Origin of the sequence: Aeromonas sp. (assembly GCF_050633025.1) — a bacterium.
Lineage (GTDB): Bacteria > Pseudomonadota > Gammaproteobacteria > Enterobacterales > Aeromonadaceae > Aeromonas.
The window spans coordinates 1-17,153 of record NZ_JBODRQ010000079.1; the positions used below are offsets into that span (position 1 = coordinate 1).

The 17,153-nt window shown below is 61.6% G+C and carries 13 protein-coding genes and 3 tRNA genes; 6 read left to right on the forward strand and 10 right to left on the reverse strand.

All coding sequences use genetic code 11. The features are described from left to right. Positions 1-4: 4 nt before the first annotated feature. The 9 genes from ACRAUW_RS11630 to pncC all read right to left on the reverse strand — a co-directional run bounded on the left by ACRAUW_RS11630 (position 5) and on the right by pncC (position 7,224). Positions 5-81 (reverse strand) — tRNA-Arg (locus tag ACRAUW_RS11630). 100 nt (positions 82-181) lie between these two features. After that, positions 182-258 (reverse strand) — tRNA-Arg (locus ACRAUW_RS11635). 3 nt (positions 259-261) lie between these two features. Then, positions 262-354: transfer RNA gene (locus ACRAUW_RS11640), tRNA-Ser, on the reverse strand. Positions 355-569: 215 nt separating this feature from the next. Next, a complete protein-coding gene (csrA, locus tag ACRAUW_RS11645; RefSeq protein ID WP_005336053.1) occupies positions 570-758 on the reverse strand; it encodes a carbon storage regulator CsrA in 189 nt (62 codons plus the stop codon). 103 nt (positions 759-861) lie between these two features. Further along, positions 862-2,100 carry an aspartate kinase gene (locus tag ACRAUW_RS11650; RefSeq protein WP_431362410.1) on the reverse strand — a complete coding sequence of 413 codons (1,239 nt, stop codon included), beginning with the start codon at positions 2,098-2,100 and terminating at the stop codon, positions 862-864. 16 nt (positions 2,101-2,116) lie between these two features. Next, a complete protein-coding gene (gene alaS, locus ACRAUW_RS11655; RefSeq protein WP_431362411.1) occupies positions 2,117-4,741 on the reverse strand; it encodes an alanine--tRNA ligase in 2,625 nt (874 codons plus the stop codon). Positions 4,742-5,036: 295 nt separating this feature from the next. Then, the gene (locus ACRAUW_RS11660; RefSeq protein WP_431362418.1) at positions 5,037-5,546 is read right to left on the reverse strand and encodes a regulatory protein RecX; all 510 of its coding nucleotides are present in this window, start codon (positions 5,544-5,546) and stop codon (positions 5,037-5,039) included. Positions 5,547-5,587: 41 nt separating this feature from the next. Further along, complete coding sequence (gene recA, locus ACRAUW_RS11665; protein ID WP_245095829.1) at positions 5,588-6,652, reverse strand: recombinase RecA; 1,065 nt, start codon at positions 6,650-6,652, stop codon at positions 5,588-5,590. An 80-nt stretch (positions 6,653-6,732) separates the two neighbouring features. After that, positions 6,733-7,224, reverse strand: coding sequence for a nicotinamide-nucleotide amidase (gene pncC / locus ACRAUW_RS11670; protein WP_431362412.1), 492 nt, complete (start codon positions 7,222-7,224; stop codon positions 6,733-6,735). A gap of 250 nt (positions 7,225-7,474) precedes the next feature. Between pncC and mutS the strand changes: the two genes are divergently transcribed. The 5 genes from mutS (at position 7,475) to ACRAUW_RS11695 (ending at position 14,176) form a co-directional block, all read left to right on the forward strand. Continuing rightward, positions 7,475-10,066, forward strand: a complete 2,592-nt coding sequence (gene mutS / locus ACRAUW_RS11675; RefSeq protein ID WP_431362413.1) for a DNA mismatch repair protein MutS — start codon at positions 7,475-7,477, stop codon at positions 10,064-10,066. A gap of 467 nt (positions 10,067-10,533) precedes the next feature. Continuing rightward, entirely contained in the window at positions 10,534-11,604 is a 1,071-nt protein-coding gene (gene dhaK / locus ACRAUW_RS11680; protein ID WP_064341830.1) for a dihydroxyacetone kinase subunit DhaK, read from the forward strand. A 9-nt stretch (positions 11,605-11,613) separates the two neighbouring features. Then, entirely contained in the window at positions 11,614-12,243 is a 630-nt protein-coding gene (gene dhaL, locus ACRAUW_RS11685) for a dihydroxyacetone kinase subunit DhaL (protein ID WP_021231630.1), read from the forward strand. Between the two features lies 1 nt (position 12,244). Beyond that, positions 12,245-12,961, forward strand: coding sequence for a dihydroxyacetone kinase phosphoryl donor subunit DhaM (gene dhaM, locus ACRAUW_RS11690; protein ID WP_431362414.1), 717 nt, complete (start codon positions 12,245-12,247; stop codon positions 12,959-12,961). A gap of 132 nt (positions 12,962-13,093) precedes the next feature. After that, positions 13,094-14,176, forward strand: a complete 1,083-nt coding sequence (locus tag ACRAUW_RS11695) for a glycerol dehydrogenase (protein ID WP_431362415.1) — start codon at positions 13,094-13,096, stop codon at positions 14,174-14,176. Between the two features lie 89 nt (positions 14,177-14,265). Here the strand turns inward: ACRAUW_RS11695 and dhaR are convergent, their stop codons facing one another. Continuing rightward, entirely contained in the window at positions 14,266-16,167 is a 1,902-nt protein-coding gene (gene dhaR, locus ACRAUW_RS11700; RefSeq protein ID WP_431362416.1) for a dihydroxyacetone kinase operon transcriptional regulator DhaR, read from the reverse strand. Between the two features lie 467 nt (positions 16,168-16,634). Between dhaR and ACRAUW_RS11705 the strand changes: the two genes are divergently transcribed. After that, positions 16,635-17,153, forward strand: a 519-nt coding sequence (locus ACRAUW_RS11705) for a hypothetical protein (protein WP_431362417.1), incomplete at its 3' end; no start/stop codon positions are given.

A 17,153-nucleotide genomic window follows, 5' to 3' on the forward strand; every position in this document is an offset into this window, starting at 1 on the left:
AATATGGTGCGCCCGAGAGGATTCGAACCTCTGACCACCTGGTTCGTAGCCAGGTACTCTATCCAGCTGAGCTACGGGCGCCCTGTTTTAAAACGATAAAAAAAGCTTACTTATCAGTAAGCCTTTTCCAAAGTGTCGACTTGCTGATGGTCAACACATGACTCTTGTTTGAGTCGTAATATGGTGCGCCCGAGAGGATTCGAACCTCTGACCACCTGGTTCGTAGCCAGGTACTCTATCCAGCTGAGCTACGGGCGCAAATGGCGGAGAAGGGGGGATTCGAACCCCCGATGCGGGTATAAGCCGCATACTCCCTTAGCAGGGGAGCGCCTTCAGCCTCTCGGCCACCTCTCCGTTTGCGGGGCTGATAATACTTCACCGGGAATTTTAGTCAAACACTTTTTTGGAGAAAAAGGCGCGTTCGCTCAGCATTTGGCCAAAGCGTGGAATATTCAAACAATATCGGCACTTATCCCGAAGTTTCGCGCCCTGCAGGGAGATTTCAGGGGGGCCGGAAAAAACAAAAGGCGACACATGAGGTGTCGCCTTGTCACAGCAATGAAAATGGCTTAGAAGCCCGGTTGGCCCGGAACTTTCTCGGCCTGGATGCGCTGATAGATCTCTTCGCGGTGTACGGAGACCTCTTTCGGTGCGTTTACACCGATACGGACCTGGTTACCTTTAACGCCCAGTACGGTGACAGTTACTTCATCACCAATCATCAGGGTTTCCCCTACACGACGAGTCAAAATAAGCATTCGCTTGCTCCTGTATCCTGTTTTGTTTTTATATCGATATGCGACATTATCTAACAAAGATATCGATATGGTAAATGGTTGAAACTAAATCCATCAGGAATTGTTAGCCCAAGGGCTGCTCCTGCGGTGCCTGATCCAGCCCGAAAGCCGCGTGCAGGGCCCGCACCGCCAGCTCCAGGTATTTCTCGTCAATCACCACAGAGATTTTGATTTCAGAGGTCGAGATCAACTGCATGTTGATCCCCTCCTCGCCCAATACCTTGAACATGGTGCGCGCAACACCGGGATGGTTCCACATACCGACACCTACAATGGAAACCTTGGCTATCTCGCCATTCCCCTGCACACAGGAGGCGCCAAGCTCAGTCGCGGTCTCCTCCAGCAGCGCTCGGGCACGGCGATAGTCGTCACGACTCACCGTGAAGGTGAAGTCGGCGGTACCATCTCCCAGGGTATTTTGTACAATCATGTCGACATCAATGTTGGCGTCGCTGATCGGATTCAGGATCTGCGCGGCAACAGTGGGCCTGTCCGGCACACCCAGAATGGTCAGGCTGGCCTCGTTGCGGTTAAAAGCGATCCCGGATATCAGGGGGGCTTCCATCCTATCACCTCCATATGTGATTAAGGTTCCCTCTCCGTCGACAAAGCTCGACAGCACCCGCAGCGGGACGCGGTACTTGCCCGCAAACTCCACCGAGCGGATCTGCAGCACCTTGGCGCCGAGACTGGCCATCTCCAGCATCTCCTCGAAGGTGATGGTGTCGAGACGACGCGCCTTGGGCTCGATGCGCGGATCCGTGGTGTATACCCCATCCACATCGGTAAAGATCTGGCACTCATCGGCCTTGATGGCCGCCGCCACGGCAACCGCCGTGGTATCCGAACCGCCACGGCCCAGGGTCGTGATGGCGTTATGCTCGTCACGGCCCTGGAAACCGGCGATCACCACCACCTTGCCCGCAGCCAGTTCGGCATGAACCAGCTCGGTGTCGATGTGGGTGATGCGCGCCTTGCCATAGGCGGAATCGGTATGAATCCGCACCTGATCACCGGTCATCGAGACCGCCGGGCAACCGCGTTTGTTCAACGCGATGGCCAGCAGTGCTATGGTGACCTGCTCACCGGTGGAGACCAGTACATCCATCTCCCGCCGATTGGCATCAGGATCCAGTTGCTGGGCCATGCCCAGCAGCCGGTTGGTTTCGCCCGACATGGCGGAGACAACCACCACCACGTCGTGTCCCTGGGCGCGGGTCTGTTCAACCCGCTCAGCTACCGCCTCGATCCGCTCCAGTGTGCCGACCGAGGTGCCGCCGTACTTCTGTACATAGAGTGCCACAGATCACCTCGCCCTATTACAGGCGCTCTTCCAGCCAGGAGTGAACGGATTGCAGCGCTGCCGGCACCGCCTCAGGCTGGGTACCCCCCGCCTGCGCCATGTCCGGACGGCCACCGCCCTTGCCACCCACCTGCTGGGCAACCAGATTGACCAGTTCACCGGCCTTGACCTTGCCGGTCAGGTCGTTGGTAACGCCCGCGATAAGGTTGACCTTGCCATCGGCACAGGTGGCCAGCAGCACAACACCGGACTTCATCTGGTTCTTCAGCTCGTCCAGCATGCCGCGCAGGGATTTCGGATCGGCCCCTTCCAGCGCAGCAACCAGCACCTTCTGACCGTTGATCTCGATCACCTGACCCAGCAGATCGTTACCGGCCTGAGCGGCCAGCTTGGCCTTGAGCTGCTCCAGCTCGCGCTCCATCATCTTGGCCTTGTCCAGTATCTGGCGAACCTTGTCGGCGATGCAGAATTGGTCGCCTTTCACCAAGGCAGCAGCCTCTTCAATCTGCTCGCCAACCTGGTGCATGAAGTCGATGGCCGCTTTGCCGGTCACCGCTTCGATACGGCGCACGCCTGCAGCGATACCGCTCTCGGCGATGATCTTGAAGAAGCCGATATCACCGGTGCGCTTGGCGTGAGTACCGCCGCACAGCTCGGTGGAGTAGTCGCCCATGCGCACCACGCGCACGTCGTCTTCATATTTTTCACCAAACAGCGCCATGGCACCGGCGGACTTGGCCGCTTCCAGATCCATCAGCTGGGTGGTGATTTCGTGGTTGGCACGGATCTGGTTGTTGACCAGCTCCTCGACTCGGCGAATGGTCGCCATGGTCAGCCCCTCGAAGTGGGAGAAGTCGAAACGCATGCGCTCGACCCCAACCAGAGAACCTTTCTGGGTGACATGCTCGCCCAAAGCCTGACGCAGGGCAGCGTGCAGCAGGTGGGTCACAGAGTGGTTCAGGGCGATGGCCTGACGACGATCGCCATCAACCACGGCTTCCACTTCGGCACCTTTCTCCAGAGTGCCCAGCTCCATGTAGCCCTTGTGGATGATCGCCTTGCCCGCTTTCAGGGTGTCGGTCACGGCAAAGATACCGTCGTCCACTTTCAGGGTACCGCTGTCGCCGATCTGGCCGCCGGACTCGGCGTAGAAGGGGGTCTCTTCCAGCACGATGACCGCTTCGTCACCGGCGATAAGACCGCTCACCTCTTCCACCCCCTTATAGATACCGAGCACGCGGGTACGCTCGGTCAGGGTCTTGTAACCGGTGAAGGGGGTCTCGAAGTCGAGCTTGATCATCTCGTTGTAGTTCACGCCGAAGTTGGACGCTTCCTTGGCGCGAGCACGCTGCTTCTCCATCTCGGCCTTGAAGCCCTCTTCGTCGATGCCGATCTCGCGCTCGCGCACCACGTCGGCAGTCAGGTCGGCCGGGAAGCCGTAAGTGTCATACAGCTTGAACACTACTTCGCCCGGAATAACCTTGGCATCGCCCAGGTTGGCCAGAGCGTCTTCCAGCAGCAGCAGACCGCGATCCAGCGTGCGGACGAACTGCTCCTCTTCGATGCGCAGCACGCGCTCGACCAGCGGCAGCTGGGCGATCAGCTCGGCAGCGACATCCTTCATCTGTACGGCCAGCTCGGCAGCCAGTTTGTAGAAGAAGACATCGGTCGCGCCCAGCTTGCGACCGTGACGCACGGCGCGGCGGATAATGCGACGCAGCACATAGCCACGACCTTCGTTGGACGGCATCACGCCATCAGCCACCAGGAAGGCGCAGGAGCGGATGTGGTCAGCGATGACGCGCAGAGACTGGTTGCTCAGATCGGTGGTGCCGACAATCTCGGCCGCTTTCTTGATCAGCGCCTGGAATATGTCGATTTCATAGTTGGAGTGGACACCCTGCATGATGGCGGAGATACGCTCCAGACCCATACCGGTATCCACGGACGGACGGGGCAGCGGCTCCATGGTGCCGTCAGCCTGACGGTTGAACTGCATGAAGACCACGTTCCAGATCTCGATGAAACGGTCGCCATCCTCTTCCGGTGAGCCGGGACGGCCACCCCAGATGTGATCGCCGTGGTCATAGAAGATCTCGGTGCAGGGACCACACGGGCCGGTATCGCCCATGGCCCAGAAGTTGTCAGAGGCATACGGCGCGCCCTTGTTGTCACCGATGCGCACGATGCGATCGGCCGGCACTCCGACCTCTTTTTCCCAGATCTCGAACGCTTCATCATCAGTCGCGTAGACGGTCACCAGCAGGCGCTCTTTCGGCAGCTGCAGCACCTCTGTCAGGAAGCCCCATGCAAACTTGATAGCATCCTGCTTGAAGTAGTCACCGAAGCTGAAGTTGCCCAGCATTTCGAAGAAGGTGTGGTGACGAGCGGTATAGCCGACGTTTTCCAGATCGTTGTGCTTACCACCGGCACGCACGCAACGCTGGGAAGTCGTCGCGCGATTGTAGGCACGCTTGTCTGCGCCAAGGAACACGTCCTTGAACTGGTTCATACCCGCGTTGGTAAACAACAGGGTCGGGTCGTTATGCGGTACCAGCGAGCTGGAGGAGACAACCTGGTGTCCCTGGGAACGGAAATACTCGAGAAACGCAGCGCGAATCTCTGACGTGGACATATACATGGAAAATCCTGCTTGATTCGAATACGGACTTTTAACCGCATTAATGTAAGTTTTCTGCGGGGTAAAGTAAAACAGACAGGGCCGCCACGGGCGAAAAAGCACACATAAACGGGTCAGAAAAGAGCATCGCTGCTCACAGTGGCTTTTTTCACTGTCGAGAGGCAAAAAAACAGCGCACAAAGAGGGATGGGATGAACAAAAGACCGATTTTTCGGAATTGCGCTCGCAACCTACTGAGCCGGGAGGAAAAACCGGCCGCAAAGAGAGGTGAAACGACGTTTGCCACGCAGTGCCGTTACTCCTCCCGCTCCTGCAGGGCAGAGATGGCGTAGCGAGCCTGATCCTGGGTAAAGCCGCGCCCCAGCAGATACTTGAGCCACTTCATCCGTAGCTTGAAATCGGCCAGCTCGGCTATTTTTGCCCGTCGCTCCAGCAGTTCGAAGGCGAGCGCGAACCAGTCCAGCTCGGGTTGCTCGAAGGCGGCATCGATCTGGCCATCGTCCAGCCCCTTGCGACGCAGGTCGAAACGGATTTTGAGCGGGCCATGTCCCTTGGCGGCACCGGCCCGTACCGCCATGGCACCATAGCGCTCGTCATTGACCCAGTTGTAACCGCGGCAGTAGTCGACCACCGCCTCGATCACCTCTTCATTGAAACCCTGCTGGCGCAGCCGGTTGGCCAGCTCTGACTCGGCACTCTCGCGACGGGCCAGACTGCGCATGGCAAAGGCGCGGGCGGCGGTAAGCTGCTCGGCAAAGGTCGGTTCGGCAGGCTCGACCGGTTCGGTAACGGATTCATCAACCATAAATAACAAGGCCGGGTATCTACCCGGCCTTCCTTTGTTCCTTATTCGAACTCTTGTTCGCTTTCGGCATCGAACTCTTCTGCCTCAACCGGTGCAGCCTTGTCATCGACAGGTACGGCACCGGAGAGCAGCAGCTCACGCAGCTTGGCTTCCACTTCGCCAGCCAGCGCCTTGTTCTCGGCGAACAGCTTCATCACGTTGGCCTTGCCCTGACCAATCTTCTCGCCGTTGTAGCTGTACCAGGCACCCGCCTTGTCGATCAGCTTGTGCTTGACGCCGAGATCCACCAGCTCTCCCTCTTTGGAGATGCCGGCACCGTAGAAGATCTGGAATTCAGCCTGCTTGAAGGGCGGGGCCACCTTGTTCTTGACTACCTTGACGCGGGTCTCGTTACCGACCACTTCGTCGCCTTCCTTGATGGCGCCGATACGACGGATATCCAGACGCACGGAGGCGTAGAACTTGAGCGCGTTACCACCGGTAGTGGTCTCCGGGCTACCGAACATAACGCCGATCTTCATTCGGATCTGGTTGATGAAGATGCACAGGCAGTTGGCGTTCTTGATGTTGGCGGTCAGCTTGCGCAGCGCCTGGGACATCAGACGGGCCTGCAGGCCAACGTGGGAGTCACCCATCTCCCCTTCGATTTCCGCTTTCGGCGTCAGAGCCGCCACGGAGTCGACGATGATGACGTCAACCGCGTTGGAGCGAACCAGCATGTCGCAGATCTCCAGCGCCTGTTCACCGGTATCCGGCTGGGAGATGAGCAGGTCGTCAACGTTGACGCCCAGCTTGGCAGCATAAATAGGATCCAGCGCATGCTCCGCATCGACGAAGGCACAGGTTTTGCCTTTCTTCTGGGCTTCCGCAATCACCTGCAGGGTGAGGGTGGTTTTACCGGAAGATTCCGGGCCGTAGATCTCGACGATACGGCCACACGGCAGACCGCCAATGCCCAGCGCCACGTCCAGCGAGAGGGAACCGGTAGAGATGGCTTCGATATCCATGGTCTTGCTGTCGCCCAGACGCATGATGGAGCCTTTGCCGAACTGCTTTTCAATCTGACCCAGCGCAGCCGCCAGTGCCTTCTGTTTGTTCTGATCCATGCCAATCTCCGCTGGAAATCGTGAGTAAGAAGTGAAGTTGGGCTAAGTATACTGTCTATTCATACAGTATCAAGCCCAATTTATCTGAGCAGGGCCAACAGACCCGACAAGGCCTGTCTCACCGCCTGCTGGCGTACCTGTCGGCGATCCCCATCGAAGCGGGCGAGCAGGGAGTGGTGACGGCCATTGCGGTCGGCCCAGGCGAACCAGATGGTGCCGACCGGCTTGCCCTCGGTGGCGCCGCCGGGGCCGGCGATGCCGCTGATGGCAACGCTGATGGAGGCAGACGAGTGCGCCAGCGCGCCGCGGGCCATCTCCAGCACCACGGCTTCGCTCACCGCACCGTGCTGCTCAAGGCTCTCGCTGCTCACCCCCAACATCTGCTGCTTGGCCTCGTTGGTGTAGGTGACAAATCCGCGATCGAACCAGCCGGAGCTGCCCGCGATGTCGGTGATGGCGCTGGCCACCCCGCCGCCGGTACAGGATTCAGCGGTCGCAGCCAGCCAGCCCCGTTGACCGAGGGCCCGTCCCAGCTCGATGGCAAGGTGCTCTATCTCTGCATCCAGTTTCATCACGACTCCTTATGATCCGCTCAAGGGGCACATTATGCGATCCCGCTAGCGCCGCCCGCAACCACGGCAGACCGCCCTTGCCTGCCGCAATGTGAGGTGCTGCACCGGAGTCATGACTTCAATAGTGCAGAGCAGCTGCGCTCGGAACACCCGCTCCCCCGTCGCAGCGCTTATGTGTAGAATGGCGCCATCAAGCTCAAGGCTCATCACCGCAGACACTGGCCCGCAGAGGCCCCTTCTGGAACAGAACATGACCGCACAACACCAAGCCAGCGGCGCCACAGGCTCCGCTCCCGGCGCAAATCTGAGCGCCCACACGCCAATGATGCAGCAGTACCTTGGCCTCAAGGCCGAGAACCCGGAGATCCTGCTGTTCTACCGGATGGGCGACTTCTACGAGCTGTTCTACGACGATGCCCGCAAGGCCTCCCAACTGCTCGACATCTCCCTGACCAAGCGCGGCCAGTCGGCCGGCAGCCCCATTCCGATGGCGGGGGTGCCCTATCACGCCATCGAGGGTTATCTGGCCAAGCTGGTGCAGCTCGGCGAATCCGCAGCTATCTGCGAACAGGTGGGGGATCCCGCCACCAGCAAGGGGCCGGTGGAGCGCAAAGTCATTCGCATCATCACCCCGGGCACCGTCTCTGACGAGGCGCTGCTGAGCGAGCGGCAGGACAACCTGATCGCCGCCGTCTATCACGATGGCCGCCGCTTCGGCTATGGCACCATGGACATCGGCTCCGGCCGCTTCTTCATCAACCAGTTCGAGAAAGAAGAGACCCTGCTAGCGGAGCTGCAGCGCACCAATCCGGCCGAACTGCTCTATCCCGAATCGTTCGAGTTCCTGCACCACATCGAGGGTCGCCGCGGCCTGCGTCGCCGCCCGGAGTGGGAGTTTGAGCTGGGCACCGCCCGCAAGCTGCTCTGCCAGCAGTTCGGCACCCAGGATCTGGTGGGATTTGGCGTCGACAAGAGCGAGACCGCCCTGTGCGCCGCCGGTTGTCTGATGCAGTACGTCAAGGACACCCAGCGCACCGCCCTGCCCCACATCCGCAACGTGCGCCTCGAGCAGCCGGATCACGCCGTCATCATGGATGCCGCCACCCGCCGCAATCTGGAGCTGACCCAGAATCTGGCCGGCGGCCACGACAACACCCTCTCCGCCGTGCTGGACTGCACCGCCACCCCCATGGGCAGCCGCCTGCTCAAGCGCTGGATCCACCAACCGATCCGCGATCGGGTGATCCTGAAAGGTCGCCAGAGCACCATCAAGGAGCTCATCGAGCAGAACCTCTACGACGAGTTGGGCAACCTGCTGCGTCAGGTGGGTGATGTGGAGCGGGTGCTGGCCCGCCTCGCCCTGCGCTCGGCCCGCCCGCGCGACCTCACCCGCCTGCGTCAGGCCTTCGCTCAGCTGCCCGAGTTGCAGCGCCTGCTGGCCGACAACGAGCACGAAGCGGTGCAACAGCTGCGCGATCGTGCCAGTACCTTCCCCGAGCTGCTCGACCTGCTGGAGCGTGCGGTGATGGAGGTACCGCCGGTGCTGATCCGCGATGGCGGTGTTATCCGTGACGGCTTCAATCAGGAGCTGGACGAGCTACGGGATCTCGCCAACGGCGCCACCGCCAGCCTCGCCCGTATCGAGGAGCGGGAGAAACTGCTGACCGGCATCAACACCCTCAAGGTGGGTTACAACAAGGTGCACGGCTTCTATATCGAGGTGAGCCGCGCCAACAGCCATCTGGTGCCGGCCCACTACATCCGCCGCCAGACCCTCAAGAACAACGAACGCTACATCATCGATGAGCTGAAGAAGTACGAGGACAAGGTGCTCACCGCCCAGTCCCAGGCGCTGGCGCTGGAGAAACGGCTCTACGAAGAGCTGCTCGATACCCTGCTGCCCCACCTCGGCGATCTGCAGGATTCCGCCGCCGCACTGGCGGAGCTGGACGTGCTGGCCAACCTGGCCGAGCGGGCCGAGACCCTCGACTATCGCTGCCCGACCCTCATCGATGAGGATCAGATCCTGATCGAAGCGGGACGCCACCCGGTGGTTGAGCAGGTGATGACAGACCCCTTTATCGCCAACCCCATCCGGCTGGAGCGGGAGCGGCGGATGCTGATCATCACCGGCCCCAACATGGGCGGTAAATCGACCTATATGCGCCAGACCGCGCTGATTGTGCTGCTGGCCCATATCGGCGCCTTCGTTCCGGCCGACAGCGCCCATATCGGCCCCATCGACCGCATCTTCACCCGCATCGGCGCGTCGGACGATCTCGCCTCCGGCCGCTCCACCTTTATGGTGGAGATGACCGAGACCGCCAATATCCTCAACAACGCCACCGCCCGCAGTCTGGTGCTGATGGACGAGATTGGCCGCGGCACCAGTACCTACGACGGCCTCTCGCTGGCGTGGGCCTGCGCCGAACAGCTGGCGAGCAAGATCGGCGCCTACACCCTGTTCGCCACCCACTACTTCGAGCTGACCCGCTTGCCCGAGCTGATGAGTGGGCTGGCCAACGTCCACCTCGATGCGGTGGAGCACGGCGACACCATCGCCTTTATGCACGCGGTGCAGGAAGGCGCGGCCAGCCGCTCCTACGGTCTGCAAGTGGCGGCGCTGGCGGGGGTGCCCAAATCGGTGATCCAGCAGGCCCGCCACAAACTGCACGAGCTGGAGAGTGCCACCCCGGTCGCCGCCGGTGAAAGCCGCCCGGCCCCGGTGACTCTCGCCCCGCAGCCTCATCCGGTGGTGGAAGAGCTGGAAGCGGTGCGCCCGGACGAGCTCACCCCCCGTCAGGCGCTGGATCTGCTCTATCGCCTCAAGCAGATGCTGTAATCAGCGACTGCCGCACAAGCATGCAAAAGGGGAACCGCGAGGTGCCCCTTTTCATTGCTGCACCACCTGTTCTGACCGGTTTGCAGCCAGGCAGCCCGCACCTCTCTGCCCGTTCGCTTCAGGCTCCTTGTCCTGCAGATAACCGTCCCTCAATAACCGCGAGGTTCACAGAACTCTATCAAGGCCCAAGTGACAATCAGCACCTCATCTCTATCGCCGGGAGCTGAAGTTATCGAGATCGAGCGGGCGGCCATGAAAAGGGTCCTGTCGCCCTTTTTCATGGCTGTGAGTCAGCTAACAGTTTCCCGCTCGCTAGCCCTGCGCCGTTTCAGATTGAAACACCTGTCCCCCTTCTGCTGTTTCAAATCCGAACCAAATCGCCCGTCATTTTTATCCCTTTTTCTGTCGTTAGACTGGCTCCATCAACCATTTGCCCACCCGAGCGGTGGCAAGCCAAGGAGTGAGCCATGAAGAAACTGATCAATGCCGTCGATGCCGTGGTCCGTGAACAACTGATGGGGATGGCAGCCGCCCACCCCGAGCTCAAGGTACGTATCGAACCCCACTACATCACTCGCGCCGACTCCCCCGTGATGGGCAAGGTGGCGCTGGTCTCCGGCGGTGGCAGCGGCCACGAGCCGATGCACGGTGGTCTGGTGGGCAAGGGGATGCTGGATGGCGCCTGCCCCGGCGAGATCTTTACCTCCCCGACCCCGGATCAGATGTACGAGTGCGGTCAGGCCGTTGATGGCGGCGCGGGCGTGCTGTTTCTGGTGAAGAACTACACCGGCGACGTGCTCAACTTCGAGACCGCGGTCGAGCTGCTGCACGGCGATGGCGTAAAAGTGGGCTTCGCCCTGATCGATGACGACGTGGCGGTCAAAGACAGCCTCTACACCGCCGGTCGCCGTGGGGTTGCCACGACCGTGCTGTGCGAGAAGCTGGTCGGTGCCGCCGCCGAGGCGGGCTACGATCTGGCGCGCTGCGAGGCGCTGGCCCGTCGCATCAACAACCAGAGCCGTACCATAGGCGTGGCCATGCATGCCTGCACAGTACCTGCCGCTGGCAAGCCCTCCTTCACTCTGGCGGACAACGAGATGGAGTTCGGCGTCGGTATCCACGGCGAGCCGGGCATCGAGCGCCGCCCCTTCACCGACCTCAATACTCTGGTGGACGACATGTTCAGCGAGCTGGCAGACAATACCCCCTATGGCCGCACCCTGCGCCACTGGGATCGCACCAGCGGCAGTTGGCAGGAAGAGCACACCTTTATCGAACCGCTCAACAAGGGCGATCGGGTTATCGCGCTGGTTAACAGCCTCGGCGGCACCCCCATCTCCGAGCTCTATGGCGTCTATGGTCGCCTTGCCACCCTGTGCGAAGAGGCGGGCATCCATCTGGTGCGCAACCTGATTGGCCCCTACTGCACCTCCCTCGACATGACCGGGATCTCCATCACCCTGCTCAAGGTGGATGATGAGCTGATGACCCTGTGGGATGCCCCCGTTCACACCCCCGCCCTGCGTCGCGGCTGCTAAGGAGAACCCATGTTAAGCAAGCATCACATCGTCAACTGGCTGCTCGACTGCGAACACATCTTTACCGAGCAGCGTGACTACCTCACCGCGCTGGATACCGACATCGGCGACGGCGACCACGGCCTCAACATGCAGCGCGGCTTCGCCAAGGTGGCCGAGAAGCTGCCGGCGGTAGCGGACAAGGATATCGGGCAGGTACTGAAAACCACCGGCATGACCTTGCTCTCATCGGTCGGCGGCGCCAGCGGCCCGCTCTACGGCACCTTCTTTATCCGGGCCGCGGCCAGCAGCGATGCCTGCCAGAGCCTGAGCCTCAGCCAGCTGTGCAAAATGCTGAGCGACGGGGTGGAGGGGATCGTCTCCCGCGGCCGTGCCGAGCCGGGCGACAAGACCATGTGCGACGCTTGGTGGCCAGCGCTGGCCGCCCTGCAACAGGCGCAGCAGCAAGAGCTGCCCCTCAACGAAGCACTGGACAAGGCGGTGGCAGCCGCCGCGGCCGGTACCGAGGCGACCATCCAGATGCAGGCTCGCAAGGGGCGCGCCAGCTATCTTGGCGAGCGCAGCATCGGCCATCAGGATGCCGGGGCCACCTCGACCCTGCTGCTGCTGACCGCCCTGCGTGACAGAGCGAGGTTGTGACATGATCGGAATCGTAGTTGTCTCTCACAGCGCCCTGCTGGCGGCCGGCTTGAAAGCGCTGGCTGACCAGCTCGGCAGCCCGGCCCGATTGCTGCTGGCGGCTGGGGTCGATGACCCCGACCACCCCATCGGCACCGATGCCATCGCGGTGATGAGTGCGATTGAAGAAGCGGACGACGGCAGCGGCGTGCTGGTGCTGATGGACTTGGGCAGCGCTCTGCTGAGCGCCGAGACCGCCCTCGAACTGCTGCCCCCGGAGCTGAGCGCCCGGGTGCGGCTCTGCCCCGCCCCGCTGGTCGAAGGTACTCTGGCCGCCGTGGTGGCGGCCGGTTCCGGCCTGACGCTGGACGAGGTGGCCGCCGAGGCGCTGGGGGCCCTTGGCCCGAAACAGACGATGCTGCCAGCCAGCGCGGCGCAGACCGCCACCGAGACGGCCCCCGTTGCCGACGACGGCTGGCTGCGCTGCGAGGTGGTGGTGGATAACCCCCACGGTCTGCATGTGCGTCCCGCCGCCCGGCTGGTGGCCACCCTCAAGCCCTTTGCCGCTGAACTCAAGCTGCAAAAGGGGGATAAAGAGGCCAACCCCCGCAGCCTGACCCGCCTCGCCATGCTCAACGTGCGTCAGGGCGACATGCTCACCCTGCTGGCGCGCGGCGAGGATGCCACCGCCGCCTTGGCCTGCTTCCAGCAGCTGGCCTTTGATCGCTTCGGCGACTGACGCCACTGTTTCAAGGGGCTGCGCTCGCTGAGCCTGTGCTGCTCCACTGTTGTGCAAGTAAAGACGAAGGAGTCCCCGGCACCGTCGGCCCTTCGCCCCGATTCTTAATTCATAAAGAGAGAGGGATAAAATATGGACCGCATTATCATCAGCCCCAGCAAATACGTGCAAGGCAACGGGGCCCTCGCCAATATCGGCAACTACGTTAAAGCGCTCGGCAGCAAGCCGCTTATTCTGGCAGATGCCTTCGTCACCAAGCTGGTAGGCGATACCGTGGCCACCAGCTTCCATGGCGCCGGTATCAAGCCCGAGTTCGACTGCTTCAACGGCGAGTGCTCCCGCCCCGAGATCGACCGCCTGCTGGCCCGCTGCCAGCAGACCCCGTTTGACGTCATCATCGGCATCGGCGGCGGCAAAACCTTGGATACCGCCAAGGCCGTCGCCTTCTACCAGAAGGTGCCGGTGGTCATAGTGCCCACCATCGCCTCCACCGATGCCCCCACCAGCGCGCTGGCGGTCATCTACACCCCGGAAGGACAGTTCAGCGAATACCTGATGATCCCGACCAACCCCAACATGGTCATCATGGATACCGGCGTGGTCTCTCGCGCTCCGGTGCGGCTGCTGGTCTCCGGCATGGGGGATGCGCTCTCCACCTACTTCGAGGCGCGCGCCAACAAGGTCTCCGGTTGCCAGACCATGGCCGGTGGCGCCTCCACGCTGGCGGCGCAGGCCATCGCCGAGCTCTGCTACAAGACCCTGCTGGCAGATGGCTACAAGGCCAAGCTGGCGGTGGAACAGGGACTCTGCACCAAGGCGGTAGAGAACATCATCGAGGCCAACACCTACCTGAGCGGTATCGGCTTCGAGAGCAGCGGACTGGCTGCCGCCCACGCCATCCACAACGGTCTGACCCAGCTGGCCGAGTGTCACCACCTCTACCACGGTGAGAAAGTGGCGTTCGGTACCCTGGTGCAGCTGGTGCTGGAGAACGCACCGATGGCGGAGATCGAAACCGTGCTGGGCTTCTGCCGCTCGGTGGGCCTGCCGACCAACCTGCATATGATGGGGGTCAAGGAGCTGGATATGGCGCGCCTGATGGAGGTGGCCAAAGCCTCCACCGCCGAGGGCGAGACCATCCACAACATGCCGTTCAAGGTCACTGCCGAGGATGTGCTGGCGGCCATCGTCACCGCCCACCAGCTGGGGCTGTAACCACGCCACGACTGACCTAGCCACATAACACGGCCCCGCAACTGCGGGGCCGTTTCGTTTTCTGCGGGCCTCTTGGCGACGGATCACCATCAGCCGTGATAGTCGGCGGGATCGATCTCGAGCAGCTTGAGTCGCCGCCAGAGGGTGGTGCGGCTGATGCCAAGATGCTGGGCCATCTGGCTCACCTGCCCCTTGCAGGCGTGAGCGCAGCGCAAGATGGCTTGCTGCTCCAGCTCCGCCAGCGTGAGCAGCGGTTGCCCCACCACCTCATCCGCCACCCGCTGATAGCCGTGGCGAATGGCGGCGGGCAGCGCCTCGGGCGGGATCGGCCCCTGACCGGCGTGGAGCAGGGCATGCTCGACGGCGCTGCGCAGCTCCCCCAGATTGCCGGGCCAGGGATAGGCGAGCAGACAGTCGAGGGCCGCCGGACTGAACTGGCGCACCGGCTCGCGTCCCTGCGCCGCCAACTGCTGGCTGATCAGGCCCGGCAGATCCGCCGCGCGCTCCCGCAATCCCGGCAGCCACAGCTCGCACGCCTGCAAGGCATAGAGCAGCTGGCGGCCAAACAGCCCCTCCTGCACCAGTTGCTCCAGCGGGGCGCTGCTGGTGGCGATGATCCGCACCTTGAGCGGCAGGATGCGGGCCGAATCGAAGCGCTGGATGCGGCCGGTCTTGAGCAGTTGCAGCAGCGCCGCCTGCATGGGGGCAGAGAGGCACTCCACCTGCTCCAGTACCAGGGTGCCACCGTGGGCCAGCTCGAACTTGCCCGCCCGCTCCTGCCCCGCCTCGTCGGAGCCCATCAGCTCCAGCGCCATCCGCTCGCTCGGCAGCGCCTTGCAGTTGAGGGTAATAAGCGGCCCGGCGGCCCGCTCGCTGCCAAAGTGGATCGCCTCAGCCAGCTGGGCCTTGCCCACCTCCTCCTCGCCGCGCAGCAGGATCGGCCCCTGACTCTGGGCCGCCTGCCGGGCGTAGCGCAGCAGCTTGCGCATGGCGCTCGATTCGCCCACCAGCGCCGACAGCTCGGGCACCGTCTGGCGCAGCTGGTGAATAGCCCGCAGCCGATCGACCGGGTGCAGCAGGGCGATAAAGCTGACCCCCTCCGGCCCCGGCAACGGCTTGAGGCTCACTAGCGCATTGATAAACTCCCCCTCCTGCGCGCCGAGCCGCTCCAGCGTCACCTCCACATGACTCAGCGGCGTCTGCCCCCTGATGGCCAGCTGTAAGCGCTGGGGCAACAGCAGGTGCTGCTCCAGCGGCTGGCCGAGACAGAGAGCGGGATCGAGCCGCAGCCGGTGGGCCGCCAGCGCGTTGAGGTAGCGCAGCCGCCCCTGCGGGTCCCAAGCCAGCACGCCGTCATCCATGCCATCGAGCAGGGCGTAGAGCTCGCTCAGGTGGTGCTGGGACTCCTGCATCAGGGTCTCCATCTGCAGCAGATGGGCCAGTTCGCGCCCGGCGCTGACGGTGAGCGCCAGATCGCCAGCGCTCGCCTCCTCCACCTTGCAGATCAACGCGATGATGGCGACCTGACGGCCATTGCTGTTGTAGACCGGGCTGGCGCAGCTGTGCCACGGGTGGAGGGTCTGGTTGAAGTGCTGGGGGCCGCTGACGCAGAGCGGCACGCCCTCCAGCGCCGCCAGATTGATGGCATTGGTGCCGATGCGCCCCTCGCTGAAGAAGGCGCCGGGGCCAAACCCCAGCACCGCCAGCTCGCGCAGGGTATCGGGGTGGCCGGTCTGGGCCAGCAGGCAGCCGCTCTCGTCGGTGAGCAGCAGGGCGCAGGGGCGCCCCTCCATAAATTCGTAGAGATCTTCGAGGGCCATCTCGCCGGTGGTGAGCAGGTCGCGCTTGCGCTGGCGCAGGCTCTGCAAGGTCTGCCCCTTGGCGCTGTGGGGCGGATGCCAGAGGGTGGCACTGGTCTGGTGGGCGCAGCGCAGCCAGGAGGCCTGCAGATAATCAGGCCAAGCGAGCAGCGGCTGAAGGTCAGATGGCATGGTCACAGCAATATCCGGCAAGATGTGAGCCGACCATTTAACCACGCCAGCGCCCCCGATTCAGTGACCTGCCTCAGAGGGTGGCAACCCCGCCCTCCTCCCGGTCCGGTTCGCCGTCGGCCAATTGCTGGCCGAGCCAGTGACAGAAGGCGCGGCACTCCTTCGATTTTTTGATATATAGCCCCCGATCACACTACTAACTTATTTACTAAAAGTAGGCTGGATGGCGCTTTCCATTGCTGTTATAGAGGCGTATTTTGCTCGTGGCAAAAAGTAGAGCCAAAGGAGAATGTTTAGCGAATGAGTTCAGCACCAGAATCTATAGGTAATGCTGTATTTTAAAATAAATTTTTCCGTGGTGATTACGGCGAACCGGCGTTATATGGAAGGCTCTATTAACGAATTGGTACTGCCTTCCATCTAATAACTGTTAGCGCCCAAATACTCAATTCGGAAGGAATCTTCTCATGGATATCGCACTTTGCATACTCGATAACCACACCTATACATCAGCTCAATTTTCTCAATTACCACTTGCTGACATAAGCGAGAAAAGAAGAAATCTTGTTTGTCCAGAGTGCCGTGGCCCAGCTTTCTTTCGGAAGCCAACCAGAAATGGACGTGCAGCATGCTTTGGAGCACGCCCTCATCAACCAAATTGTTCGCTGTCTGTACTGGATGAAACTCGAGCTGTTCATGGCCAAGGCGAAATTACTGATGTAATTTATAACCCCGGTGAAAGAATTGTTGTTGACCTTGTTTTTGGCGCCCAGCAGCACGTTCACGCCGAGCCAAACTTAAACCCCATTCTAGGCGGTGCTAGAGCAGGAATGCACATCGGTAACAATGCTGCAACTAATGCACGCATGCATCGTAGACTTAGCTCCCTGCTCCGTACCCTAATTGAGTCACCTGCATTCAGAGACTCTCATCAAGTTCTTGAAGTACTAGGAAACGAAATTCAAGCCCGCGATTTTTTCGTTCCA